Annotated in this window: 24 protein-coding genes and 1 pseudogene; 4 read left to right on the top strand and 21 right to left on the bottom strand. The window is 73.2% G+C overall.

Features of this window, described 5'->3' with window-relative positions:
* Positions 1-37: 37 nt before the first annotated feature.
* Positions 38-796 carry a FadR/GntR family transcriptional regulator gene (locus tag GA0070613_RS23695; protein WP_231929412.1) on the top strand — a complete coding sequence of 253 codons (759 nt, stop codon included), beginning with the start codon at positions 38-40 and terminating at the stop codon, positions 794-796.
* 184 nt (positions 797-980) lie between these two features.
* Here GA0070613_RS23695 and GA0070613_RS23690 read toward each other — a convergent pair whose 3' ends face one another.
* A complete protein-coding gene (locus GA0070613_RS23690; RefSeq protein WP_089014306.1) occupies positions 981-1,370 on the bottom strand; it encodes a DUF2267 domain-containing protein in 390 nt (129 codons plus the stop codon).
* A gap of 137 nt (positions 1,371-1,507) precedes the next feature.
* On the opposite strand from GA0070613_RS23690, the gene ligD reads away from it, so the two are divergent.
* Positions 1,508-2,461 carry a non-homologous end-joining DNA ligase gene (gene ligD / locus GA0070613_RS23685; RefSeq protein ID WP_197698967.1) on the top strand — a complete coding sequence of 318 codons (954 nt, stop codon included), beginning with the start codon at positions 1,508-1,510 and terminating at the stop codon, positions 2,459-2,461.
* Between the two features lie 12 nt (positions 2,462-2,473).
* Here the strand turns inward: ligD and GA0070613_RS23680 are convergent, their stop codons facing one another.
* From GA0070613_RS23680 to GA0070613_RS23600, 17 genes are all read right to left on the bottom strand, one after another.
* Positions 2,474-2,881, bottom strand: a complete 408-nt coding sequence (locus tag GA0070613_RS23680; RefSeq protein WP_231929411.1) for a DUF2267 domain-containing protein — start codon at positions 2,879-2,881, stop codon at positions 2,474-2,476.
* On the bottom strand, positions 2,878-4,821 hold the full coding sequence (locus tag GA0070613_RS23675; protein ID WP_231929866.1) for a transketolase: 1,944 nt from the start codon (positions 4,819-4,821) through the stop codon (positions 2,878-2,880). Before GA0070613_RS23675 ends, GA0070613_RS23680 begins: the two co-directional genes overlap by 4 nt.
* Before the next feature lie 109 nt (positions 4,822-4,930).
* Complete coding sequence (locus tag GA0070613_RS23670) at positions 4,931-6,205, bottom strand: MFS transporter (RefSeq protein WP_089014304.1); 1,275 nt, start codon at positions 6,203-6,205, stop codon at positions 4,931-4,933.
* Between the two features lie 337 nt (positions 6,206-6,542).
* Positions 6,543-7,232 (bottom strand): hypothetical protein, encoded by a 690-nt coding sequence (locus GA0070613_RS23665; protein WP_157746479.1) that lies wholly within the window; start codon positions 7,230-7,232, stop codon positions 6,543-6,545.
* Positions 7,233-7,473: 241 nt separating this feature from the next.
* Complete coding sequence (locus GA0070613_RS23660) at positions 7,474-8,529, bottom strand: hypothetical protein (protein WP_157746478.1); 1,056 nt, start codon at positions 8,527-8,529, stop codon at positions 7,474-7,476.
* A 166-nt stretch (positions 8,530-8,695) separates the two neighbouring features.
* A complete protein-coding gene (locus GA0070613_RS23655; RefSeq protein ID WP_089014301.1) occupies positions 8,696-9,661 on the bottom strand; it encodes a mechanosensitive ion channel family protein in 966 nt (321 codons plus the stop codon).
* Between the two features lie 75 nt (positions 9,662-9,736).
* Positions 9,737-10,243 (bottom strand): hypothetical protein, encoded by a 507-nt coding sequence (locus GA0070613_RS23650; protein ID WP_089014300.1) that lies wholly within the window; start codon positions 10,241-10,243, stop codon positions 9,737-9,739.
* Between the two features lie 17 nt (positions 10,244-10,260).
* Positions 10,261-11,040 (bottom strand): hypothetical protein, encoded by a 780-nt coding sequence (locus GA0070613_RS23645; protein WP_157746477.1) that lies wholly within the window; start codon positions 11,038-11,040, stop codon positions 10,261-10,263.
* Complete coding sequence (locus GA0070613_RS23640) at positions 11,037-12,278, bottom strand: MlaD family protein (RefSeq protein ID WP_157746476.1); 1,242 nt, start codon at positions 12,276-12,278, stop codon at positions 11,037-11,039. Before GA0070613_RS23640 ends, GA0070613_RS23645 begins: the two co-directional genes overlap by 4 nt.
* The gene (locus tag GA0070613_RS23635; protein WP_089014297.1) at positions 12,275-13,687 is read right to left on the bottom strand and encodes an MCE family protein; all 1,413 of its coding nucleotides are present in this window, start codon (positions 13,685-13,687) and stop codon (positions 12,275-12,277) included. The genes GA0070613_RS23640 and GA0070613_RS23635 overlap by 4 nt, the downstream gene beginning before the upstream one ends.
* Positions 13,684-14,928, bottom strand: a complete 1,245-nt coding sequence (locus tag GA0070613_RS23630) for an MCE family protein (protein WP_089014296.1) — start codon at positions 14,926-14,928, stop codon at positions 13,684-13,686. The genes GA0070613_RS23635 and GA0070613_RS23630 overlap by 4 nt, the downstream gene beginning before the upstream one ends.
* Entirely contained in the window at positions 14,928-15,911 is a 984-nt protein-coding gene (locus tag GA0070613_RS23625) for an MCE family protein (RefSeq protein WP_089014295.1), read from the bottom strand. The genes GA0070613_RS23630 and GA0070613_RS23625 overlap by 1 nt, the downstream gene beginning before the upstream one ends.
* Complete coding sequence (locus tag GA0070613_RS23620; RefSeq protein WP_089014294.1) at positions 15,908-16,942, bottom strand: MCE family protein; 1,035 nt, start codon at positions 16,940-16,942, stop codon at positions 15,908-15,910. Before GA0070613_RS23620 ends, GA0070613_RS23625 begins: the two co-directional genes overlap by 4 nt.
* Entirely contained in the window at positions 16,939-18,225 is a 1,287-nt protein-coding gene (locus GA0070613_RS23615; protein WP_089014293.1) for an MCE family protein, read from the bottom strand. Before GA0070613_RS23615 ends, GA0070613_RS23620 begins: the two co-directional genes overlap by 4 nt.
* A gap of 2 nt (positions 18,226-18,227) precedes the next feature.
* Positions 18,228-19,031, bottom strand: a complete 804-nt coding sequence (locus tag GA0070613_RS23610; RefSeq protein ID WP_089014292.1) for an MlaE family ABC transporter permease — start codon at positions 19,029-19,031, stop codon at positions 18,228-18,230.
* A 1-nt stretch (position 19,032) separates the two neighbouring features.
* Positions 19,033-19,803: an MlaE family ABC transporter permease gene (locus GA0070613_RS23605; RefSeq protein ID WP_089014291.1), complete on the bottom strand. Its 771-nt coding sequence runs from the start codon at positions 19,801-19,803 to the stop codon at positions 19,033-19,035.
* Complete coding sequence (locus GA0070613_RS23600) at positions 19,800-20,816, bottom strand: ABC transporter ATP-binding protein (protein WP_089014290.1); 1,017 nt, start codon at positions 20,814-20,816, stop codon at positions 19,800-19,802. The genes GA0070613_RS23605 and GA0070613_RS23600 overlap by 4 nt, the downstream gene beginning before the upstream one ends.
* A gap of 173 nt (positions 20,817-20,989) precedes the next feature.
* Here GA0070613_RS23600 and shbA point away from each other — a divergent pair, with 173 nt between their 5' ends.
* The gene (gene shbA, locus GA0070613_RS23595) at positions 20,990-21,559 is read left to right on the top strand and encodes an RNA polymerase sigma factor ShbA (RefSeq protein WP_456299191.1); all 570 of its coding nucleotides are present in this window, start codon (positions 20,990-20,992) and stop codon (positions 21,557-21,559) included.
* Positions 21,556-22,416, top strand: coding sequence for an anti-sigma-D factor RsdA (locus GA0070613_RS23590; protein WP_089014288.1), 861 nt, complete (start codon positions 21,556-21,558; stop codon positions 22,414-22,416). The genes shbA and GA0070613_RS23590 overlap by 4 nt, the downstream gene beginning before the upstream one ends.
* 158 nt (positions 22,417-22,574) lie before the next feature.
* Here GA0070613_RS23590 and GA0070613_RS23585 read toward each other — a convergent pair whose 3' ends face one another.
* From GA0070613_RS23585 to GA0070613_RS23575, 3 genes and pseudogenes are all read right to left on the bottom strand, one after another.
* Positions 22,575-23,663 carry a hypothetical protein gene (locus GA0070613_RS23585; protein WP_089014287.1) on the bottom strand — a complete coding sequence of 363 codons (1,089 nt, stop codon included), beginning with the start codon at positions 23,661-23,663 and terminating at the stop codon, positions 22,575-22,577.
* Positions 23,660-24,007, bottom strand: coding sequence for a PadR family transcriptional regulator (locus tag GA0070613_RS23580; protein WP_089014286.1), 348 nt, complete (start codon positions 24,005-24,007; stop codon positions 23,660-23,662). Before GA0070613_RS23580 ends, GA0070613_RS23585 begins: the two co-directional genes overlap by 4 nt.
* 141 nt (positions 24,008-24,148) lie before the next feature.
* Positions 24,149-24,988 (bottom strand): annotated as a pseudogene (locus GA0070613_RS23575) (SPFH domain-containing protein); the annotation flags it as partial.
* Between the last annotated feature and the right edge of the window lie 55 nt (positions 24,989-25,043).

The following is a 25,043-nucleotide window of genomic DNA, read 5'->3' as shown; positions in this document are numbered from 1 at the left end:
ATTCAAGAGCTGATCTCTAACTGATATGCTCCGACCCGTGGATCAGTCCTCTCCAGGGGTCGCACCCGCCCAGCACGCCCCTGCCGAGGCCGGGCTGCACGCCCGCGTGCTCGACCACCTCGGCACCGCCATCTGCGGCGGCGAGGTGGCCGCCGGCTCCGTCCTCAACATCGACGACCTGGTCGAGCGGTACGCCGTCTCCCGCTCGGTGATCCGCGAGGTCCTGCGGGTGCTCGCGTCCATGGGATTCATCGAGACCCGGCGCCGGGTCGGCGTGTTGATCCGACCGGCCGAGGCGTGGAACGTCTTCGACCCGCAGGTGATCCGCTGGCGGCTCGCCTCCGCGGGCCGGATGGGGCAGCTCCGCTCGATCACCGAGCTGCGGACCGCGATCGAGCCGCACGCCGCCTGGCTGGCCGCCGGCCGGGTCGACCACGACGAGGCCAGCGAGCTGGTCGGGCTCGCCGCCAAGATGTGGGCCGCCGGGAAAGCCGGCGACGAGGAGCGCTTCCTCAGCCTGGACATCGAGTTCCACCGGCGGGTGCTCGCCGCCTCCGGCAACGAGATGTTCGGAAAGCTCCAGGAACTGGTCGCCGAGGTGCTCACCGGCCGGCACCACTACAACCTGATGCCGCACTACCCCGACGAGCAGGCCCTGCAACTGCACGCCGACGTCGCCCAGGCGATCCAGCGGCGGGACGGCGAGCGGGCCCGGGAGGCCATGGTGCGGATCATGGAGCAGGCGTTCGACGAGATGAAGTCGATGTGGGACCAGACCGGCGAGCCCGGCCGCTGAGCTGACCTCCCCCACCCCGGGCGATCGAAGGCATCACCGAGGTCATCGAGGCCCGCGTCTGGGGCGGCATCCACACCCGCACAGCCGACATCGAGGGCGCAAAGATCGGGGCGCAGGTCACCGCATACGCGATCAAGAACTACTTCCGCCCGCGGCGATGACGCGCCGGGCGGGTACTTCCCGGTCAGGGCCCGCGCGGCACGGGCTGGGCCAGAGCCCCGATCTCCGCGGGCAGCTCCGACATCGCGTCCTCGAACTCCTTGTGTCCGACCACCCGGTGCAGGGTCTGCAGGACGGCCCGGCCGCCCCGCTCGGCGACGTCGTCCGCCACCCCCGCGCGCTCCGCGACCCGGCGCAGGAACTCGTCGTACCCGAACACCTGCGGTTCCTCCGGGCGGGCCCTGGCCAGGCACGGGCGTAGCTCGTGTGCGACGTGGTCGGCCAGGTCCGCCGCCTGGCCGCCGCTGATCCGCTCCGCGAGGGTGCGCAGGGTGGCCTCGGTCAGGGATTGGGCCGTCTCCGGCGGAACGCCCGCCCGGGCCGCCACTTTTTCGTAGAACTCCAGCTCAGCCATGCTCCGTCCTTCCCGTCCCGGAGACAACGTGGCTACCCGCAGCTAACGGCCGCAAACGAGCGGCCGTCCGAGCGGAATGACCGGAAACCGGCGTTTCCGGGCGCGGAAACGGCCATGATCGAGGTGTGGGTGCCAGGATGCCGGGGCTCGTGCCGCCGATGCTCGCCTCCAGCGGCGCGCTGCCCACCGGATCCGGGTGGGGATACGAGTTCAAGTGGGACGGCGTCCGCGCGATCGCCTACGTCGACGACGGGTTGCGGCTGCTCAGCCGCAACGACCGCGACGTCACCCGGGCGTATCCGGAGCTGGACGAGCTCGCACAGCTGCTGGCCGGGCGGCGGGCAGTGCTCGACGGAGAGATCGTGGCGCTCGACGCCAAGGGCCGGCCCAGCTTCTCCGCGCTGCAGCACCGGATGCACGTTCGCGCGCCGAGCGCCGCGCTGGTCGCCAGCACTCCGGTACGGCTGTACCTGTTCGACCTGCTGCACCTCGACGGGCGGGACCTCACCGCCCTGCCGTACGCCGAACGCCGCACGGCGCTGCAGGAGCTGGGGCTCAGCGGGCAGAGCATCGACACGCCGCCCCACTGGACCGGCGACGCCGGTCGGGACCTGTCCACCGCGGCCGCCGACCTCGGCCTCGAAGGGGTGGTGGCCAAGCAGCTCCGCTCGCCGTACGAGCCCGGCCGCCGCTCACCGGCCTGGGTCAAGGTGCCACTCAACGACACCGTCGAGGTCATCGTGGGCGGCTACAAACCCGGGGCCGGCCGGCGGGCCGGCACCATCGGCTCCCTGCTGCTCGGCATGTACGACGAGCAGGACAGGTTGACCTACATCGGACACGTCGGCACCGGCTTCACCCAGACCGTGCTGCGCGACCTGCAGCAACGCCTGGAGCCACGGAGCCGGCCGGACTCGCCGTTCGCCTCGCCGGTGCCGCGCGAGCACGCCCGCCACGCCGTCTGGGTGGACCCGGTCCTGGTCGGGGACGTCGCCTTCCGGTCCTGGACCCCCGATCGCCGGCTGCGCCACCCCTCCTGGAAGGGGCTGCGCAGCGACCGCGAGCCGGCCGAAATCCGGCTGCGAGCGTGACCCAGGCCGGGCCTACGTGCCGACCCGGCGTGTGTCGAGCCGGGTCGCCGCCGGCCCCGCCAGCTGCCAGAACTCCTTCGGCAACTGGGCGACGGAATCCTCGTACTCCTTCGCGCTGACCGCGTCCCGCAGCGTGTCCAGCACGGCGCACACCCCGTCGGTCGCCGTCTGGAGATCCACCGCGGCGCGTTGCTGCACCCGCTCGAAGAATTCGGCGAGCTCGAACGGTTCGGCATTCTCATCGGGCTTGCGTAGGTCTCCCCGCAGCTCCTGCGGAAGCTGCGCGGCGAGATCCCGTGCCTGGCCGCCACTGAGCCGCTCCGCCAACGTCGCGAGCGTGGCACGGGTGATCGGCTCGGCCAGCGTCGGTGACATCTTCGGTCGCGTCGCCACCGACTGGATGAACTCCGCGTACTTCACCTCGGACCCCCTCCTGCCGCGGATGCTGCGTCTACCCGCGCACCCGCGGGTGAAACGGCGCCCGCCGCGTCAGTGGCGGGGGCCTCCGCGGCGCGTGCCGCCGCGACGATGGCGCTCACCCCGATGCCGGCCTGGTCCATCAGCTGGATCGGGGTACCGGAGGTGGGTAGGCCGCGTACCGCCAGGTGCGTCACCCGCACCGGCTCGGCGAGGTCGGCCAGGGACTCGAGGACCGCCGACCCCACGCCACCCTCCGGGTAGTGGTCCTCGACCACCAGCAGCCGACCGCCGGTGGCCCGGACGGCGTCGACCAACCGGTCCCGGTCCAGCGGCTTGATCGAATACAGGTCGATGACCCGGGCCTTGATCCCCTCGCGCGCCAGCTCGTCGGCGGCGGCGAGGCAGTTGTGCACCGTCACCCCGGCGCCGATCAACGCGATGTCGTCGTCGCCGCCGCCGCGGAGCAGTTTGCTGCCACCGACCGGGAAGGCGTCCTCGTTGGCATAGAGCACCGGGTACTTGCCTCGGGTGGTGCGCAGGTAGTTGACGCCCTTCCGGTCGACCATCTGCGCGACGAGGGCTGCGCAGGACACGGCGTCGCTGGGATACAGCACCGTCGACCCCTGCACGGCACGCATGGCCGCCAGGTCCTCCAGCCCCATCTGCGAGGGACCGTCCGCCCCGATCTCCACCCCGGAGTGCGACCCGGACAGGGCGATGTCCGCCCGGGAGATGCCGGCCATCCGCACGAAGTCGTAGGCGCGGGAGAAGAACGCCGCAAAGGTCGCGGCGAAGGGCCGATAGCCGCGTACCTGCAGCCCGACCGCGGCGGCGACCAGTTGCTGTTCGGAGATGAACATCTCGAAGAACCGGTCCGGGTACGCCTCGCCGAACTTGTCGGCGCGGGTGGAGTCGCTGACCTCGCCGTCCAGGGCGACCACGTCCGGCCGCGAGCCCAGCGCGCGCAACGCGTCGCCGTACGCGTTCCGGGTGGCCACCTCGGCTCCCTTGTCGTACCGGGGCATGGTGGGCGGCTCCGCGGCGGGGGCGCTGGCGGGCGGGGCGGGCTCGGGCCGCGGCGCCGCGACGCGGATCTGGCGGACTCCGCCGAGAGCGGCGACGGCGCGTTCGGCCAGGTCCGGCTTGAACGGCTTGCCGTGCCATCCCGGCTGGTTCTCGACCTCCGGCACTCCCTTGCCCTTGACCGTGCGGGCGAGCACCACCGTGGGACCCGTCGCCTGCCGGGCCCGGCCCAGGGCCTCGTCGATGGCGGCCAGGTCGTGGCCGTCGATGACGAGCGCCTGGCAGCCGAACGCCTCGACCCGGCGGCGGTAGGTGTCCAGGTCCCATTCCAGCTCGGTCGGGCCCCGCTGCCCGAACCGGTTGATGTCGACGATCGCGGTGAGGTTGCGCAGGCCGTAGTGGCCGGCCTTGTCCAGCGCCTCCCAGATGGAGCCCTCGGCCATCTCGCTGTCGCCGCACAGCACCCACACATGGAACGGCAGGTGATCGAGGTACCGGCCGGCGAGCGCGATCCCGACGCCGGCGGGCAGTCCCTGACCGAGCGACCCGGTGGCCACGTCGACCCAGGGCAGGGCCGGCGTGGGGTGTCCCTGCAGGCGCGACCCGAACTGGCGGTAGGTCTCGACCAACTCCTGATCGGTGATCGCGCCCACCGCCTTGAAGACCGCGTACAGCAGCGGCGAGGCGTGCCCCTTGGAGAAGATCAGGTGGTCGTTGGTGCGACCGCGCGGGTCCGTCCAGTGGTAACGCAGGTGCCGGGAGATCAGCACCGCGAGCAGGTCGGCGGCGGACAGACTGGAGGTCGGGTGCCCGGACCCGGCCCTGGTGCTGCACCGGATCGCGTCCACCCGTAGCTGGGCGGCAAGCTCCGCCAGACCGGCGAGTTCCTCCTCGCGCAGGGTGCGCTCTGCTTCCATCGTCACCGGCATCGCCTCCGCACATACCGTAGTCAGAAGGGAGGCGGATTCTCCGGTAACCACCGAATTGTCAGACCCGGGTCACCGCGACCTGGATCTTGGGCCGTCGTCACGGCGCGCCGCCTCGATGGCGGGTGGCCGACGCGGTTCGGGCCCGCCACGCCGGGGAGCCGGCCAGCCAGGCCGCCACCGCCAGGTACGGCAGGGCGGCCACCGCGAAGGCGACCGCGTTGCCGGCCGCGCCCGCCACCACGGCGTACCCGCCGTAGAACGCGATGATGGTCAGGTCGGTCGCCATCCCGGCGACCGAGGTGACCGTCGCCCGACCCGGGCCGCTGATCCGGCCCTGCAGGCGCACGTCGGCCAGGACCGTGGCGAGCTGGAACGCGGCGAAGGCGACCGCGAGCAGCAGGAAGCCCGCCAGGCGCCCGACCAGGGCACCCGCCGCCAGCGCCGCGGCGGCGAACACCAGCAGGCCCGCGTACCCGCGGGTGGTCAGCCGCTCCCCCGCCGGGGCGAGCAGCCCGCCGGCGGTCATCCCGGCCCAGAGCAGCAGGAGCAGCAGCGGCACCGTCGCGTCAGCCACGCCGGTTTCCCGGGCCAGCAGCCCGGTGTACTCGTCGAGCCCGCCCCAGATGGCGGTCACCGCCGGGACGAGCAACAGGGCGGCGCGAACCGCGCGGTCGGCGCCGGCCTCGGCCAGCCCGCTGCGCAGGGTGGCCAGCCACCCCAGCTCGTCGCCGTCCGCCCGACGCTCGGCCGCGGTCGGGCCGGGGATCGCCGGGGACTCGACGGGCCGAGCCGGTCGGTGCTCGGGGAACCGGGTCGCCACGGCGGCGGCGAGCAGGCAGGCGAGGACGCTGGCCGCGCCCACCGCCGGATAGCCGCCGACGGCGAGGACCGGCCCGGCCAGCGCCCCGGAGCCGGCGGCACCCAGCACCCCGGCGGTGTGCGCCCGGCCCATCAGGCGGGCGTACCGGTCGGTGGCGTCGAGCCGGTCGAGTTCGGTGAAGACCAGCGCCTCCAGCGCCCCGGAGCGCAGCGCCCCGCCGGCGCCCCAGAGCAGGAAACCCACGGCGAACGCCGGGGTGGACGGGGCGAGCACCCAGCAGGCGAAGCCGGCGGCGGGCAGCAGCGGCGCCAGGACGAGCAGCAGCCGCCGGGAGACCGCGTCGGCCCACGCGCCGGACGGCACCTCCAGGACGATGCCGGTCGCCGACCAGAGCACGAAGAGCGAGGAGATCTGCCCGACCGACAGGCCGGTGTCGCTGAACAGCAGCACGTACACCGGGTAGAGCAGAACGAGGTCGGTGAGGAACGCGTAGCCGTAGAGTGTGACCGCCAGCCGGCGGGTCGTGGGCACGCGCGCAGGAGAGATGATCATGAGGCCTTCCCACGGGGGCGGAACGGACACCGGACGTACGGCGTCCGCGGCGGCCCGCGGCAGCGGCTCTCAGGGCAGGATCAACATCGCCAGGTCATGGCGTCGATGCTAGTGCGGTGTCCACAAACGTTCACCGGATTTCCGGTGGGTGTTGCGGATCCTCGCCGTGGAGCGAGCGACTGTCCGAGGTGGCATCCACCTGATCGCGAACCGACAACCGAGTCGGTGCAGCAGGGTGCGGGGTGCGTCGCGGTGCGGGCAGATTTCGCGTAGGACGATCTGTCGGACGACCATGTAGATCAGCATGTCGAGCAGGGCGGCGGCTCAGGCGCCACGGTCACCGGACCGGTGGATGACTCGGGACGTGGGTCTTCGCGCACTCGGTACCGTTCGTACGGCAGTCCAACCGGACGAGGACGCCATGGCTGTTCCAGACGTACTGCACCTGGTAGTCGGCGGGGCGGGCGGCTCCAGCGGTCGTCTGGAACGGTGCTTTGTCCGGGGCGGGCAACAACAGGATGTGGTCCGCGCCCCGGTAGTGGTAGGTCATCCGGAGCCGCCAGCTGCAGAAGCACTCGTTGGTCCACGACCTGATCCGGATCACGCGCAGCTCACCCTTGGCCAGTTCGAGGTGATGGGCAACGAAGTACGGCGCGCCGTCCCTACCCAGTGGCACGCCCTGCGGATCGTCGAGCCGCACCTCCAGAATGGTGTTTTCCTGTTCACCCTGGGCAGGGATACCGAAGAACGTGCCGGTCATCGGTGGGCGGCGCTCGACCATCTCGGCGACCAGGCCGGTGATCGCGACGGTGCCGGAGCGCCGGCCCTCCAGGATCAGCACCTGCTCCGAGTCGCCGAGCGGCACCCAACCCGGTCCACCGGGATTGCGGAGGGCCCCGGCGGGTTCGCTCCGGGCCGTGTCGGACGCCAGGTACAGACCAGCGGTGGATCCGTTGGACCTGACATCGACCCGCAGCGGCGGGTTGTCGACGAGATCGAGGGCGCCGTCGGAGACGTACGGAATCACGCCGGGTATGGCAGCGGCGAGGGCGGTGGTGGCGAGTAGGGTGACGAGCGCCTGCGTCCCGCGTGACAGTCGGAGCCACACTGTACGGAGAGCGGCCGCGAGAGTCGGTGTCGCCGGCGATGCGGGGGCGGATCCGTCCTCCGTCGGCCGCTGAGCCGGGGTGGGCTCGGCCGTCGCCGGCTTGGTGCGGGGTCGAGGCGTCCGTGGGCTGTTGGGCGACCGGGTCCGCCCCGAGCGGCGCCTACTGATCATCCGCATCCACCGGTGACGTCGCCACCTCGGCGGGGGCCGCCGGTCGCTGCGGAATCACGGGGCCGACCAGGGCGATGCCGACCAGCAGCGCGATCATCGCCGCGAGTGCGAAGAAATAGCCCGGGCCTACGTGCAGCGCGTTGTTCACGTATTCTGCCCGTCCCTGACGTACGGCGGAGCCACGCCACAGCGCGGCGAGGCCGACCGACAGGACCGCCACCACCGCGGCGGACGCCATCATGCCGATGGCACGCAACGCCGCGGTGGTGCGGGCCGTGGCGCTCTGGGACGCCACCAACGCGCCGGCGTACAGCAGGATGCAGGCGATCAGCCCGATCCGGTACGTTCCCAGCCACACGTGCAGATCGTGCACCGTCACCATGATCGGCGCCGTCTCCGACTCATTGAGCGGGGCAAACTGCCTGTACCACGGCAATGCGATAGAGGTAACCGCCAGCCCGAAGGCGAGCACGGTCATCACCCAGCGCAGCCTCGCCCTCGTGGCGGCGAGCTGGGCCGCGAACCGCGGCATGGACGGATGCTGAATGGGCAGGCCGGGCGGGCCGGGCAGCCGGACGGCTGCGACGGCACCGCCGACCAGCAGCATCGTCCCGAAGTCGTAGAGGATCGCTCCGGTCGACGGCGTGGTGCTCTGCACGGTCACCGTCAGCGCCACGCCCGTCAACGGATCGACCAGGTTCATGGTCAGTCCGCGCGCCAGATACGTGGTCGCGGCCAGCACCAGGAAGATCCAGAGCGTCGAGATCACCACGTTGACCATGCGTAGTATCGCGCCGAGCCGGCTTCGCGACGCGAAGCACACCCCGGCGCACATCGCCGACGTCACCAGGAGTGCGGCCGTCGCGGGTGCCAGCGCGGGGCCGAAGTCGGTCAGGTACACCGGGACGGCCCCGGACCGACTGTTCGATCTGACCAGCCCCCAGGGCAGGGCCAACCCGACCACTGCCAGAGCCGTCCCGGTGCAAGCGGCGACCAGACCACCGATCCAGACGACGTCGATCCCGGAAAGGGCGGAGGGCAGCATGCCGTCACCCCCGCGGAGGTAGGTTTCCGGGCTCACCATGGTGTCGCCCTGCTCGGGGTCGGACAGCTCCGTCCCGCTCGGACTCTGCTCCGGCACATCGGAAGCCTAGCCGGGAACGCGCACCGGGTGGGACCCGCTGGGTCCCACCCGGTGTGCGTGCGGACGGTCAGCGGCGGAACTTCTCCGCGTCCGCCTGCGGGATGACCATCGTGGACTCGTTGTCCACCGCCTGCTCGGCGGTGGGCTGCCGCGGCGTCGTCGGCTGGGTACGCTCCGAGTCGCCGTACGGCGGGACCGGCTGGGTGGGCTCCGCCGCGCCGTACGGCGGGACCACCTGGGTGCGGTCGGCGTCGGCGTCCCGGGCGACCGGCTGGGTCAGCTCGGCCTCGGCGTACGGGCTGACCGGCTGGCTCAGCCGGGCCTCGACGTCGCGCCGGCCGGCCTGGTACGCCCGGGCGTGCGTGGCGATGGTCTGCGACTCCTGCTCGGCACGGCTCAGCCAGTTCTCCCAGCGGCTCTGCATCGGCCGGACCAGCCCGCCGCCGACCCCCACGACGAGGATGCCGCCGAGGGTCGCGAGCACCGCGATCAGCACCGGGGTGGTGACCGTGGTGGCCACGCCGATCTGGTTCAGGGCGGCGATGACGCCCAGGCCCAGGATGAACACCGACGCGATGTTGGCCAGCACCCGGCCGTACGACAGGCCGCCGAGGGCGCTGGAGATGATGTCCTTGACCGCCCTGGCGATCGCGGCGGCCACCACCACGATGACGATGGCGACGAACGCGCGGGGCAGCCAGGCGATGACCCCGGCGATCAGGTCGGAGATCGGGTTCGGGCCCCAGATGCCGAAGGCGAGCTGGAGGGTCACCAGCAGCACCCCGTAGTAGGCCAGCTTCGCGACGATGTCGCTGGCGTCGTACCTGGACCGGGCCAGGGCGGTCTTGATGCCGCCGCGCTCGACGGCCCGGTCGAAGTGCACCCGCTCCAGGAGCTTGTCCACGATCTTCAGCACGGCCTTGGCGATCAGCCAGCCGACCACCAGGATCGCGATGAAGGCGACCGCCTTGGGCAGGAACAGCATCACCGAACGGAACGCGTCGCCCACCGCGTTCCCGAAGTTGTCTTTCATCGAATGGCCTCCATACACGTGTTCAGGTCGGTCAGCCGGGGACCTACCCGAATGCGGTTACCGGGAAACGCCGCGTCAGATCGCTGTCGCCTTGACGACCTTCCATTCCCCGCGGACCGGGACCATGGTGAGCACGACCCGGTTCTGGTCGACCTTCTCCCCCGCCGTGCTGACGTTGCGCCGGTACTGGTTCAGGTAGACGAGCAGCTCCACCCGGTCGGTGCCGGCGGTGACCACCCCGGTGGCGGACACCTCGGCCAGGACCACGGCCTGCTGCTTGGTCGCGGTCTCCTTGAGCGTCGCCGTGGTCTTGGCGTACTCGTCGGCGAAGTCGCCGGTGGCGAAGGTGCGTCCGTTGGCCACGCTGTCGTCGAAGGTGCGGTAGTCGTACGAGAAGATCGCCTTGGCGGCGGCGGGCGCGGTGGCCAGGGCCTGGCGTACGGCCCGGTCGCGCTGGCCGGCGCGGTGGTCGCCGTACCAGCCGGTGACGGCGACGGCCGCCGCGACCACGAGCGCGACGACGAGCGTCGGCAGCAGCGGGAGCCGCCCGGGCCGGCGACGCAGGACTGTGGGGACACGCATCGGACTCCTCCTCCGGGTCAGCCGACGAACTGCAGCTTGGACACCAGCCAGTCACCCGAGTCCCGGTCGCGGACCAGGTCCACCTGGATGCGGTAGTGCGAGGGGCGGCCGTCGGGGGCCTTGACGTTCTTGACGGTGGCGTCGACGGCCACCAGCACGACGGCGCGGCTGCGGTCCCCGGAGACCAGTCCGGCGCGCAGCACCGACCCCTGCGACTGGACCTTGTTCTCCACCACCGCCTTGCGCACCTGCGCCTGGCCGCGGGTGAACTCGTCCTTGAAGTCGCCGGTGGCCCTGGCGACGATGCGCTGCAGGTCCCGGTCGACGCTGGCGGCGCTGACCGAGACGAAGTTGACGCTGGCCTGCCGGGCGGCGGCGACGGCGTCCTGTCGGGCCTGGTCGGTGGCCCGGTCGACGTACCAGCGGTGCCCGTAGTACCCGGCTCCCGCCAGGGCCGCGGCCAGCAGAACGACGAGCAGGGCGAGCAGCGCTCGCCGCCGGCCGGGCGTACCGGCGTCCGTCGAGCCGTCGTCGGCGGCGGCGCGTGCCGGCAGGTCCTCGACCTCCGCCGGGTCGCCGATCACGGTGCGGTCCTCGGTCCCGGTCGGGTCCTCCACCGGCTCCCGGTCGAGACGTTCCAGCACCTCCTCGATCGGCTCGGCCGGCCGCGGCACGGCACGGGCGACGAGTCGGCGCTGCCGGGGACGGCCGGGCGCCCCCGGCTTCGCTCCGTTGATCACTCTGAGCTTGGGATCCTTGCGGTCCTGCACGGGCACCTCCTCAGGTACGCCGGTCACGGGGTCACCCCGGCGAGCAGCAACTGCTTCCACGACTGGTCACCGGCGGTCCGGTACTGCCCGCCCGTCCCGCCGAACTGCAGCGGTCGCCCGTCGGGCCCGAGTACCAGACCGGTCGCGGGGTCGTACCCGCCCGGGCCGCCCTGCTCCGACGGGGCGGGGGCAGGGGCCGGCTCGCGGCCGGACGGTCGCGGCGCGTTCTGCGCCCCCCGTACGCCGGCGCCGGCGGCCCGCTCCTGGGCGCTGCACCGGGTGCTGCCGCCGCGGTAGACGCAGGACGGCGGGTCGCTCAGATTGACGACGAGGCCGAGGTGGGCGGTGCCGTCGCCCGGGGTGACGGTGAAGCCGCCGGCCACCGCGACCGGGTAGGTCACCAGCAGCTGCTCGATGCCGGGCAGCCGGCGGGCGGCGATGCCGTTGACGGTGACCAGGTTGCCGAGCAGGGTGCCGATGCTGGGTTCGAGTCCGCGCAGCAGCGCCCGCAGTTCGGTGCCGGCCGGCGGGCCGGTGGCGAGCAGCCGGCGCAGGTCGGGGTCGGCGGCGCGGACGGTGGCGGCCAGCTCCGCCAGCCCGGCGGACCAGCGGCGCAGCGCCTCGGCGGACTCCGCCTGGGTGGTGAGCACGGTCCGCCCGTCGCGGATCAGCGTCAGCGTCTCGGGCAGCCGGGCGTTCGCGTCGGTGAGCAGCGCGTCCCCGGCGTCGAGGATCCGCGCGAGGGCCTGCTCGTTGCCCTCGAACGCGGTGCCCAGCTCGCTGATCAGCACGGTCAGGTCGTCCGGGTCGATCGAGCGGACCAGGGCGTCGAGGTTGGTCAGCAGCGTCTCGGGGGCGAGCGGGACGCCGGTCCGGTCGACCGGGATGACGGCGCCGTCGGCGAGGAAAGGCCCGCCGTCGCGGTCGGGCCGCAGGTCGAGGTACTGCTCGCCGACGGCGGAGCGCTGGGTCACCACGGCCCGCAGCGCGTCGGGCACCCGTACGCCCCGGTCGATCCGCAGGTCGGCGCGGACACCGTCGGCGCGCAGCTCGACGGCGGTGACCCGGCCGACAGGGACGCCACGGTAGGTGACCGGGGCGTTGGCGAAGATGCCGCCGGCCCGGGCCAGGTCGACGTGGACGAGGTAGCCGCCGCCGAACAGCCGGTCGCCGAGGCCGACGTAGCGGAACCCGACGTAGCCGATGCCCAGCACGCTCACCAGCACGAAGGCGAGGACCTGGAGCTTCGCGGTGCGTCCGATCACGGGATCAGCCCTCCTCCCAGGATGTCCGGCAGGCCGCCGAGCTGTCCGATGACCTCCCCGGTCACCGGCAGCACGCACTCGGCGGTCAGCACGGTGCCGGACGGCAGTTCGGTGCCGGCCGGGAAGGCGGTGCCCGGCGGCACGATCCCCTTGGGCAGCAGCAGCCCGCCGAGCGGCACCGTCGAGCCGGGCTTGAGCAGCACGCAGCCCGTCGGAAGCCCGCACTCCTTCGGCGGCGTCCACCGGGCCGGGAAGTTCTTCAGGTCGGGCAGGCACCTCGTCAGCGGCAGGTCGGGCAGCCCTGGGACGCCGGGCAGGCCGCCGGGCGACGGCTTCGCGCCGTCCGCGGCGGGCGGTCGGGGCGCGGCGGGGGCGTTCGGCCGGCCGGCCGACCGGACCGGGGCGGGCGCGGCGGCGACCAGGTTGGCCAGGATGTTGGCGGCGTCGAGGTCGGCGGTGACGGAGAGGTTGACGAAGTCGCCGACGATCGCGCCGGTGACGTTGGGCGGGAACGGGTACGACAGCATGAAGTCCAGCGACTTCGGCAGGTCGTCGCCGGCCCGGGCCAGCTGTTCCAGGATCGGTTGCAGCGCCCGTACGCTGGCCAGGGTGTCGTCGCGGCTGCGGTCGACCACGCGGGTGCCGACCTGGCCGAGTTCACCGAGGGCGGTCAGCGCCCCGGTGAGCTGAGCCCGCTGCTGGGCCAGCACGGTCAGGCCGGGGCCGAGGGAGTCCAGCGCGTCGCCGACGACCTGCCGCTGCCGGGCGAGCCGGCCGGTCAGCCGGTCGAGCGCGTCGATGGCGCGGACGATGTCGGTCTTCTGCCGGTCGAGCCCGCCGATGAAGGTGTCGAGCTGCCGCAGGGTGTCCCGGACGTCGGACTCGCGACCGTCGAGGGCCTTGCCGAGTTCGGCGTTGATGGTCCGCAGCTGGGCCAAGCCGCCGCCGTTGAGCAGCAGCCCGAGGGCGGCGAGCACCTCCTCCACCTCGGCGCCCCGGGTGGTGCGGGACAGCGGGATGACGTCGCCGTCGGCGAGGCGCCCGCTGGCCGGCCCGGTGGGCGGCGCCGCCACCGTCACGTACTTCTCCCCGAGCAGACTGCTCTGGCGTACGGCGGCGGTGGCGTTCGCGGGCAGCCGCACCGCGCGGTCGATGCGCAGCCGGACCCGGGCGTGCCAGCCGGACAGGGAGATCTTCTCCACGGTGCCGACGGTCACGTCGTCGACCTTGACGGCGGCCCGGGGCACCAGGTCGAGCACGTCGCTGAACTCGGCGGTGACGGTGTAGCCGTCGCCGGCGGGCGCCCCGCCGGGCAGCGGCAGGTCGGCGACCTCGGGCAGGCCGCAGCCGGCCGGCAGTAGCGCCGCCAGGGCGACGCCGGCCAGCATCCGCAGCGCCCGGGCGGTCATGCCGGGCCCCGCAGGATGCCGCCGAGGGTCGGATCACTGGTGAGGGGGGAGCCGCCCGGCGCCTCGTCGGCGGTCGGCGCACCAGGGGAGCTGACGGAGCCTGGTGAGGACCCGCCGGCCGCCGGGGCGCCGGGCGGCAGCTTGAGCAGCTTGCGCAGCTGGTCGGTCAGGGGCAGGCCGCGGGCGCGCAGGGTCTGCGCCAGCGCGGTGCACTTCACCGGCACCTGGCCGGCGGGGAGCTGGTCCACCATCAGCGAGCAGACGAAGGTGGCCGGATCGTAGGGGCCGAGGGCGTTGTCGCGGGTGTCGAGGGTGCCCGAGCGCGGGTTGTAGGCGAGGCTGAGGTTGTTCACGGCCAGCGGCGTCACGTCGAGGATGTCGATGACCGCCTGCTGCTGGCGGACCAGCACGTTGGTGATGTCGGTCAGCGCGGCCACGTTCGAGGCCAGCGCGGTGCGGTTCTGCTTCACGAAGGTGGTCACCTCGGCCAGCGCGGCGGAGAGGTTGCGCAGCGCGGCGGCCAGCTCCTCCTTCTCGCCGGCGAGCTGCTCGGCGACGTCGGCGAGCTGCTGGTTGAAGCCGCGTACCTGCTGGTCGCTGCGGGCCAGCGCGGTGGTGAAGCGTTGCAGGTTGGCCACCGAGCCGAACAGGTCCTGCCGCCCGTCGGCGAGGGTGGTCAGCGCGCGGGACAACCCGTCGAGGGTGCCGTGCAGGTTGCCGCCGTTGCCCTCCAGGTTGGCCCGGCCGGTGGCGACCAGGTCGGACAGGGCGCCGTCGGCGTTGGCGCCCTGCGGGCCGAGGGTGCGGTTGAACTCGTCGAGCGCCTGGTAGATGTCGTCGATCTCCATCGGCGCGGCGGTGCGTTCCAGCGGGATCTTCGCGCCGTCGGCCAGCGCCGGCCCGCCGGTGAACGCCGGGGTCAGCTGGACGTACCGGTCGCTGACCACGCTGGGCGGGACGATCAGCGCCTGGGCGTCGGCGGGGACGTCCACCGCGGGGTCGTAGCGCATCTCAACGCGTACGGTGCGGCCCTGCGGGGTGACCGCCTCGACCTCGCCGACCCGGACGCCGAGCACCCGTACGTCGGAGCCGGGGTACACCCCGACCGCCTTGGTGAAGTACGCGACCACCCGCCGCTGGGGTGGCTCGTGGCGCCACAGCACCACCCCGGCGGCCACGGCGGTCAGCAGCACGGTCGCGGCGGCCAGGGGGCGTCGCCAGCGCTGGATCGGGCCGGGCATCAGCGTCCTCCCGTCGCGGGCAGGTACGGCTGGAGCAGGCCGTCGACGTACGAGTCGAACCAGCGGCCGTTGCCGACCACGTTGGCGAACGCGGTGACGAACGGGCCCATCCGCCGGATGGTCTGCTCCAGGTCGTCGCGGTTGCGTTGCAGGATCGCCACCACGTCGCGCAGCTTGCGCAGGGCCGGTTCGAGCTGGGCGCGGTTGTCGGCGACCAGTCCGGACAGTTGGATGCTGAGGTCGTTGGTGCCGACGAGCAGCCGGTGGATGGCGTCGCGGCGGCGGCTGACCTCGGCGAGCAGCTGCTCGCCGTCGGTGACGAGCTTGCGGAACTCGTCGTCGCGTTCGGCGAGCACGCCGGTGACGTCCCGGGTCCGGGCGAGCAGCGTACGCAGCTCGGCGTCGCGGCTGGCGACGGTCCGGGACAGCCGGGACAGTCCGGTCAGCGAGGTGGTGACGCTGGCCGGGGTGTCGGCGAAGGTCTCCGAGAGGGTGTCGAACGCCTGGGCGAGCTGGTCGGTGTCGACCCTGTCGAGGGTGTCGGCGAGGCCGGTGACCGCCTGCACCACGTCGAACGGGGCGGCGGTGCGGGCGAGCGGGATCTGCCCGTCCTCGGGCAGCTTTCCCGGTCCGGCCGGCGACAGGGCGAGGTACTTCTGCCCGAGCACGGTCTTGATCCGGATGGTGGCGCCGGTGTCGCGGCCGAGCCGTACGCCGTCGTCGTCGACCCGGAACCGGACCCGCACGTACGGCTGGGCGCCGTGGGCCAGTTCCACCCCGGTCACCGCGCCGACCCGGACCCCGGCCACCCGGACCTCGTTGCCGGTGGCGAGGCCGCTGGCGTCGTGGAACGCGGCCTGGTACGTGCGGCCGGTGAGGGCGGCCAGCCGGTCGAGCTGGAAGGCGCCGAGCAGGGCGGCGAGGATCAGGGTCAGCGCAGTGGCGCCGACGACGACCGGATTGCGTTCGCGGAAGGGCTTCACTGGCTGCCTCCGGTGGCGCAGCGGGCGGCGGGGGCGCTGAAGGTGGCCGGGTTCAGCGGCGCCCGGCCGGCGACGGCCACCCGCCCGTCGAAGTCGCAGAGGTAGAAGTTGAACCAGGAGCCGTAGGAGGCGACCCGGGTCAGCGATTCGTAGCGCTCCGGCAGCCGGCCCAGGGTGCCGTCGATGACGGCGAAGTTGCGGTTCAGGGTGCCGGCGAGGTCGTCGAGGGCGCGGACGTCGGCGGCCAGCGGCGGCCGCACCTGCCCCAGCAGCGAGGAGGTCGTGGTGGTCAGCTCCCCCAGGTTGGCCAGGGCGTCGCCGATGGCGGTGCGATCGGCGGCCAGCCCGGAGACGAACTGCTGCAGCTGGGCGATGCTCTGGTCGAGCTCGCGGTCCCGGGTGGCCAGGGTGGCCAGGACGCTGTTGAGGTTGGTGACCACCCGGCCGATGACGGCGTCGCGGTCGGCGAGGGTGTTGGTCAGCGAGGCGGTGCGCTGCAGCAGGCTGGCGACCGTGCCGCCCTCGCCCTGCAGGACCTGGATGATCTCGTACGCGAGCTTGTTGACGTCGTTCGGGTTCAGCGCGGTGAACAGCGGTCGGAACCCGTTGAACAGCACGGTCAGGTCCAGCGCGGGCGTGGTCTGGGCGAGCGGGATCAGCCCGTCGGCGCGCAGCGGCCGGCCCTCCCCCGGGCCCTCGCTCAGCGCCACGTACCGCTGGCCGACCAGGTTGCGGTAGCGAATCTTGGCGTGGACGCTGATGGCCACGGGCACGTCGCGGTCCACGGTGAAGGCCACCTCGGCGACCGTGTCGTCGACCACCGCGATGTCGCTGACCTTGCCCACCCGCACCCCGGCGATCCGGACGTCGTCGCCCGGCAGCAGCCCGGTCACGTCGGTGAACCGGGCCCGGTAGGTGACGCCGTCGGGCGGGAACGCGCCGAGGGTCTGGGCGAGCAGGGCGGTGGCGAGCAGGGTCACCGCGGCGAAGATCACGAGCTTGACCAGGGGTCCGGTCGTCTTTCCGGTCATCGGGCGTTCACCACCGCTCCGCGCAGCAGCGGCCCCCAGAGCAGGACCGCGATGTCGGGCACCTCCGCCGGGGGCGTGCCGGTGAGCCCGCCGACGAGCGGCTTGATCAGGCCGCTCTCCTCGCCGGTGCCGGCCCGCCCCATCGCGGGGCCGGCGGCGGGGGCGGCCGCGCCGGAGGGCGTGCCGACCGGCAGGGACGGCCGGGTACGGGTGCCACCGTGGTCGTAGCCGTCGGCGACGGGCACCTCGGGCGCCGGCACGTGCGGGTCGGGCAGCCCCCGGCAGTTCGGGCCGTCGTGCGCGGCGTAGACCGGCTCGTCGCGGCCCCGCTCGTACGGGCCCCCGTCGCGGGTCACCTCCAGGGTGATGTGCATCCGCCCGCCGGCGAAGACCTGCTCGACCCGGGGTTGCAGGGCGACCAGCCCATGGACCAGGCACGGGTACTCGGGGGCGTAGGTGGCCAGCAGTTCCAGCACCGGGCGGCTGACGTCGCCGAGCCGGATGAGCTGGTCGCCGTGCCGGTCGAGGAAGCCGCGGGTGGTGTCGGCGGTGTCCGTGGTGTCGGCGAGAAACGCGGCGAGCTGCGTGCGCTGGTCGGTGACCGTGGCGGCGGTGACGGTGACGTCGCGGAGCAGGGCGAGCAGGTCCGGCAGCGCGGCGTCGTAGCCGTCCAGCACGACGGCGAGCTGGCGGACGTCCTCCGCGATGGTGGGCAGCGCCGGGTTGAGCTGCCGCAGGTACGCGTCGAGCCGGGTCAGGTTCGCCCCGAGCTGGTCGCCGCGCCCCTCCAGGGCGGTGGAGATGGCGCCGAGGGTGGCGGCGAGCTGGTCGGGCCGGATGGACTGCAGCAGCGGCAGCGCCTGGTCGAGGACCCGCTCCAGCTCGACGGCCGTGCGGCTGCGGTCCTGGGTGATAACCGCGCCGTCGCGGATCGGCCCGGCGGTGCTGGCCGGCGGCGGGACCAGCTCCACGTACCGCTCGCCGAACAGGGTCTTGGGCAGCAGTCGGGCGGTCACGTCGGCGGGGATCCGGCCGGTGGTGGCGGGGTCGAGCGCCAGCCCGATGACGGCCCCGCCGCCGTCGCTGCGTACCGATCGGACGTCGCCGACGACGACGCCGCGGACCTTGACGTCGGCGCCGTCGAGCAGTTGCAGGCCGGCGCGGTCGGCGCGCAGGGTGACCCGCTCGACCGGGGTGAACGCCTTGCGGTACTGCAGCACGGAGGCGGTCAGCGCCGCGGTCAGCACGGCGATGAAGACGATGCCGAGGACGCGATGTCTCATGTTCACCCCGCGATCCGGACGGTGGTCGTGGCGCCCCAGATGGCCAGCGACAGGAAGAAGTCGACGACGTTGACCGCGACGATGGCGGTGCGGACGGCCCGTCCGACGGCGACGCCCACCCCGGCCGGCCCGCCCTTGGCGGTGTAGCCGTACCAGCAGTGCACCAGCACCACGATCACGCTGAAGACCAGCACCTTGCCGAAGGACCAGAGCACGTCCCCGGGCGGCAGGAAGAGGTGGAAGTAGTAGTCGTAGGTGCCGGCGGACTGTCCGAAGTAGCCGACGGCGATGGTCCGGGTGGCCAGGTAGCTGGCGAGCAGGCCCACCACGTACAGCGGGACGACCGCGATGAACCCGGCGATCATCCGGGTGGTGACCAGGAACGGCAGCGACGGCACGCCCATCACCTCGAGCGCGTCGACCTCCTCGGAGATCCGCATCGCGCCGAGCTGGGCGGTGAACCCGCACCCGACGGTGGCGGACAGCGCCAGCGCCGCCACCAGCGGCGAGATCTCCCGGGTGTTGAAGTACGCCGAGACGAAGCCGGTGAAGGCGCTGCTGCCGATCTGGTCGAGCGCCTGGTAGCCCTGCAGGCCGACCTCGGTGCCGGTGAAGAAGGTCAGGAAGCAGATCACGCCGACGGTGCCGCCGAGCACGGCGAGCGCGCCGCTGCCGAAGCTGACCTCGGCCAGCAGCCGGATCACCTCCCGCTTGTAGCGGCGCAGGGTGCGCGGCGTCCAGGCGAAGGCGCGCAGGTAGAAGGCGAGCTGTCCGCCCAGGTCGTCGAGGTAGCGCAGCACGGCCACGTCAGCTCCCCTTCTGCGGTACGACCTGGAAGTACACGGCCGTGACGACGAAGTTCAGCGCGAACAACAGCATGAAGGTGATGACGACGCTCTGGTTGACGGCGTCGCCGACGCCCTTGGGGCCACCCTTGGCGTTCATCCCCTGGTAGGAGGCGACGAGCGCGGCGGTGGCGCCGAAGAGCGCCGCCTTGACCTCGCCGACCAGCAGGTCGGGCAGCTGCCCGAGGGCCTGGAAGCTGGCCAGGTACGCGCCGGGTGTGCCGCCCTGCATGACCACGTTGAAGGTGTAGCCACCGGTCACCCCGACCACGCTGACCAGGCCGTTGAGCAGCACGGCGACCAGCACCGACGCCAGCACCCGGGGCACCACGAGGCGCTGGACGGGGTCGATGCCCAGGACCTGCATCGCGTCCAGCTCCTCGCGGATCTTGCGGGAGCCGAGGTCGGCGCAGATCGCCGAGCCGCCGGCGCCGGCAATGATCAGCGCGGTGACGATCGGGCCCGCCTCGCGGACGACGGCGAGCACCGACGCGGCGCCGGTGAACGACTGCGCGCCGAGCTGCCGGACCAGGGAGCCGAGCTGCAGGGCGATGACCGCGCCGAACGGGATCGAGACCAGCGCGGCCGGCAGGATCGACACCGAGCTGATGAACCACGCCTGCTGGACGAACTCGCGGACCTGCACCGGCCGGCGGCCCAGGCCGCGCAGGGTGTCCAGGCAGAAGGCGAAGAAATCGCCGCTGCGGCGCAGCGCGGCCACCGGGGCGCTCATCCGGTCACCTCCCGCTGGTGCCGGCTGTCGGTGGCCAGGTGCTGGCCCAGCTCGATGGTGGGCCGCTCCGCGTCCAACCGACCCTCGAACGACCCCGGCGGCGGGGTGACGCCGTACTCCCGGCACCACTGGCCGGGTGGGCGCTCGGCCCGCCGGGGCAGCCCGTCGGTGGGCGGGAGCTGCAGCGGGATGGGCGGCAGCGGCGGCAGCTCGACGCCGGCCTGGGCCTCGGCCTGGAGTTCCTCGGCGTCCTTCTCCTCGGCCATGCCGATCGGCCCGATCCGTTGGGCGTTGAGGAACTGCCGCACCACCGGTTCGGTGCTGGACAGCAGCATCTCCCGGGGGCCGAACATGGCCAGGTGTCCGTGGTAGATCAGGCCGATGTTGTCCGGCACGGTCCGGGCGGTGTTGATGTCGTGGGTGACGATCAGGAACGTCGCCTCGGTGCGCTGGTTCAGGTCGATGATGAGCTGGTTGAGGTACGCGGTGCGCACCGGGTCCAGCCCGGAGTCGGGCTCGTCGAAGAGGATGATCTGCGGGTCGAGGACGAGGGCCCGGGCCAGCCCGGCCCGCTTGCGCATGCCGCCGGAGATCTCGCCGGGCAGCTTCTTCTCGGCGCCGACCAGGCCCACCATGTCGAGCTTCTCGTTGACCACGGCGCGGATCTGCGACTCGGACTTGCGGGTGTGCTCGCGCAGCGGGAACGCCACGTTGTCGTAGATGTTCATCGAGCCGAACAGCGCGCCGTCCTGGAACAGCACGCCGAACAGCTTGCGCACCTCGTACAGCGCCCGCTCGGACAGCCGGGGCAGGTCCCGGCCCTCGATCACGATGGAGCCCCGGTCGGGCCGGAGCAGGCCGACGAGCGTCTTGAGGAACACCGACTTGCCGGTGCCGGACGGTCCGAGCAGGACGGATATCTCCCCCGCCGGCAGGGTGAGGGAGACGTCCGACCACACGGGCTGCCCGCCGAAGGACTTGGTCAGCCCCTGCACGGTCACCTCGACACCCATCGGCCCCTCCCTCCGTCGTCATCTGGGACATCGTGGGAGCGACCGCCGGCGCAACACCTTTCTTTCCGTCAGCTCTCCGTCACCCTCGGCGAGCTAGGCAAAACGGGGTGGGGCTCGATAGCGTGCCGGTAACCGGCCGGTAATGAAGGTGCCTCGCAACAACCATGAGCAGTGTGATCGAGCCAGAGCTCGTCCATCGGGCCGCCGCGGGCGACCGGGCGGCCACGTCGGCGCTGCTCACCGAGGTACGCCCCGGCCTCGTCCGCTACTGCCGGGCCCGCCTGGGTCGCATCGGCGGCGCGTACGCCACCGCCGACGACGTGGCCCAGGAGGTCTGTCTCGCGGTGCTGCGGGCGCTGCCCCGCTACCGCGACCAGGGGTCGCCCTTCGCCGCCTTCGTCTACGGCATCGCCGCGCACAAGGTGGCCGACGCGCAACGCGCGGCGATCCGCGACTCCGCCGTGACCCCCACCGACGCTCCGCTGGAGCAGCCCGACGCCGCCCCCGGGCCGGAGCAGCAGGCGGTCGCCACCGACCTGGCCCGGCGACTGTCGGTGCTGCTGAAGAAGCTGCCGGAGGCGCAGCGGGAGATCATCCTGCTGCGGGTCGCGGTGGGGCTCTCCGCCGACGAGGTGGGGGCGATCGTCGGGATGACGGCGGCCGCGGTACGGGTGGCCCAGTCCCGCGCCCTGGCCCGGCTCCGTACGCTTGCCGGGGACGCACTGGACGAGGTGGCGGCATGACGGAGCGTACGCCCGGCGGGGAGGAGGCGATGGCCCTCGAGGTCATCGCCCGCGACGACCTGCTGCTCGACGCGCTCGGCCGGGGCGAGGAGGCGTCGACCGACGACGGCATCGCGGCCATGCTCGCCGCGTGGCGCGCCGACGTCGCCGCCGAAGTACCCGAGCCGGCGGAGCTGCGGCCCCCCACCCCGACCGGTGACGGCGGGGCGACGGAGCCGCCGGTGCCCCTGGCGGCCGCCCGCTCCCGCCGGTCCCGTCCCTGGGCGCTGCGCCTGGCCGCCGCGGTCGTCGCGGTGCTCGCCCTGGTGTCCGGGCTCGGCATCAGCAGCCGCAACGCCGGGCCGAGCAGCCCGCTGTGGACCCTGACCAAGCTGCTGTATCCGCAGCAGGCCGAGGTGCGCGGCGTCGAGGAGACCATCGCGCGGGCCCGCGCGGCGCTGACCGCCGGCCGCTTCGACGAGGCCCAGCGGCTCGTCGACCAGGCGCGCCGGGAGCTGACGGGCATCACCGATCCGGCGACCGTGGACCGGCTCCGCGAGCAACTCGACGCGCTGACCCGCCAGCTCGTCGCCGAGCGGGCCGACGCCGCGCCCCCGGCCACTCCTCCGGTCACGCCCGCGCCGTCGTCGGCGCCGCTGCCGGGCCCCACCGCCCGCGCGACGCAGGCGCCGGTGCCGGCGCCGAAGCCGACGAAGCCGGGCACCGGATCGACGCCGGGCGGCTCGGCGACCGGTGGCGGTGGCGACCCCTTGCTGCCGTTGCCCCGGCTGCCGCTGCCGCCCCTGCCCAGCCCGTCGCTGCTGTCGCCGCTGCCGGGCCTGCCCCTGCCTCTGCCCACCAGCGGCCTGCTCGGCTGAGCGCTCGCGACCGGCCCGCCGACGTGGGCGAGCGCTCCGAGCACCCGTCGCCCGGTTCACCTTCAGGCTGCCGAAGCCGGCCGCCACCGCCGTACCGGGCCAGGCGGGCGAGCGGGCGCCGGCGGTCCCGGCCTGAATGCGGGACCACCGGCGGCGGCTCAGGCCGCGGGTCGCTCCCGGTCGGCGTCGCGGCCGAGCGCGACCATCCGCAACGTCTCCTCCCGACGGCGGACGAGCAGCACCCCGGCGAGGAACGTCACCGCCGGCACGAGCACCAGCATCGCCCACTGCGCCGGTACGAGCGGGATGGCGTGCCCCATGTGCACGGTGGACACGGCCCAACCGGCCAGCGCGCCGTCGATCACCAGCGCCAGCGCGGCCACCGGCGCCAGCATGACCACGACCCGCCGTCGGATCTCCGGGGCGAGGGTGGCCAGACTGACCAGAACTACCAGGGCGGCAACGGCGAGCCCGGCGACGTAGAGCCAGATCACCACCTCGCTGCGGGCCTCCAGGTCGTAGAGGACGTAAAAGGTGTAGCTGCCGCCGGAGCTCATGTCCGGGAAGGACGGCGCGGCCAGCCGGGCGGTCTCCAGCACCGACACCGCTGCCAGCGCCGCCAGCACGACCGCCGCCAGCCGGCGCGCCCCCAGCACCGCCACCGCCCGGCGGTGCGGCGCCGGAACGGTGAGGGCGGCGGCCGCCACCACGGCGAGGGCGAACTGCGGCAGGGTGTCCACCACGTACGTCGGCTGGTCGGCGACGCCCGGCCCGACCAGCACGACCCACGCGGCGACCCCGGCCCAGGCGAGCCCGGCGGCGACCCACCGCAGGCCGGCCAGGGCGGTGATGGTGACCCCCGCCCAGCCCGCCACCCGCAGCAGTTCCGCCGGACTGGGCCCTCCCATGGGTCGCGGCGGCGGTGGTGGCACGGACGGGTCGGGCAGAAGGTGGTCCAGCATTGGCTTCGCGGCCAGGGCGAGCAGGGCCAGCGCGACGATCACGCCGGTGACGGCGGCGGCGTCGACCCAGGCCGGCTCGGTGAACCCCCGTGCGCTCACCCGCAGCCGGGTCCGCAGGCCGGCGCCGATCAGGTTGGCCGCGTCCGCGGCGGTGGGCCGGCGCTGCCGCGGCCGGGCGTCGGCGAGGAGGACGGCGAGCATCTCCTCCTCGTACGCCCGGCGGTGTTCCCAGGGGTAGAAGGCGAGCAGCCGGCGGTAGTGGCGCTCGAGTTGTGCGTCGCTCACGCCGCTCCCCCCTCGGGGAGCAGGCCGGCGCGGCGCAGCCGGAGGCCGGCGGCCTCGGCGTTGCGGCGCAGCCGGGCGGCCTCGTCGGCGAGCCGGGTCGCGCCCAGCGCGGTGAGCCGGTAGTAGCGGCGCAGCCGGGACTGCACCACCTCCTCCCGCTCCACTTCGATCAGGCCGTCGGCGCGCAGCCGGTCCAGCACGGCGTAGAGGGTGCCGGCGCGCAGCCGCACCCGCCCTTCGGAGATGCGCAGGACGTCCTCCATGACGGCGTAGCCGTGCTGGGGTGTCTCGGCCAGCGCGGTGAGGACCAGGAACGTCGGTTCCCGGAGCGGACTGTCGGTCATGGGCGACAGTATATGCAGGCAACCGGTATATACGGTGTCCCGTCAGCGCGGGGATCGGCGGTGTCCGTCGCTTCCCTCCGCCGCGGCGGCGACGTTCTCGGTGACCGGGCCGAGCACCGGACCCACCGGAGTCGCCTGCTCCCGGGGGCCCTGCCCGCCGGACACCTCCGGCTCCCTGCTCCCGCCCCGACCGGCGGGCGTCGCCTGCTCCCGCGAACCGCGGGCGACCTCGTCGAAGAAGCGCAGCAGCTCCACCGGGAAGGGCATGACCAGGGTGCTGTTCTTCTCCGCCGCCACGTCGACCACCGTCTGCAACAGCCGCAGCTGGTACGCCCCCGGCGTGTTCGCCATCGCCCGGGACGCGTCGGCGAGCCGGCGGGACGCCTGGAACTCGCCGTCCGCGGCGATCACCCGGGCGCGCCGTTCCCGCTCCGCCTCGGCCTGGCGGGACATCGACCGCTTCATCCCCTCGGGCAGCGACACGTCCTTCACCTCGACCCGTTCGATGAGCAGGCCCCACGGCTTCTCGGTGGGCGCGTCGATCACCGACTTCAACTCGGCGTTGATCCGGTCCCGGTCACGCAGCAGCGTGTCGAGGTCGGCCTTGCCGATCACCGACCGCAGCGCCGTCTGGGCCACCTGGAGCACCGCGGACGGGTAGTCCCGCACGTTGACCAGCACCTTCACCGGGTCGACCACCCGGTAGTAGACGACCGCGTCCACGGTGAGGGTGACGTTGTCCCGGGTGATGACGCCCTGCGCGGGCACCCCGATCACCGTGGTCTGCATGCTGACCCGGACCATCCGGTCGGCGACCGGGATGATCAGGTGAAAACCGGGCTGCCGGACGCGGTCCAGCACCCGGCCGAAGCGGAACACGACGCCGCGCTGGTACTGCTGCACCAGCCGGATGCTGAGCGACAGCACGAGGACCACGATCGCGATGACGATGACAAGGCCGACGGCGATGGCGGCTCCCATTGTCCCCCTCGATCCCGGAGGCGCCCGCCTCCCGGCGCCGCGCCTACCCGTTCCG

It is taken from the genome of Micromonospora inositola (assembly GCF_900090285.1).
Taxonomy (GTDB): domain Bacteria; phylum Actinomycetota; class Actinomycetes; order Mycobacteriales; family Micromonosporaceae; genus Micromonospora; species Micromonospora inositola.
Note: the sequence above shows the minus strand (reverse complement) of the source record. Positions and strands in the feature narration are given on the sequence as shown.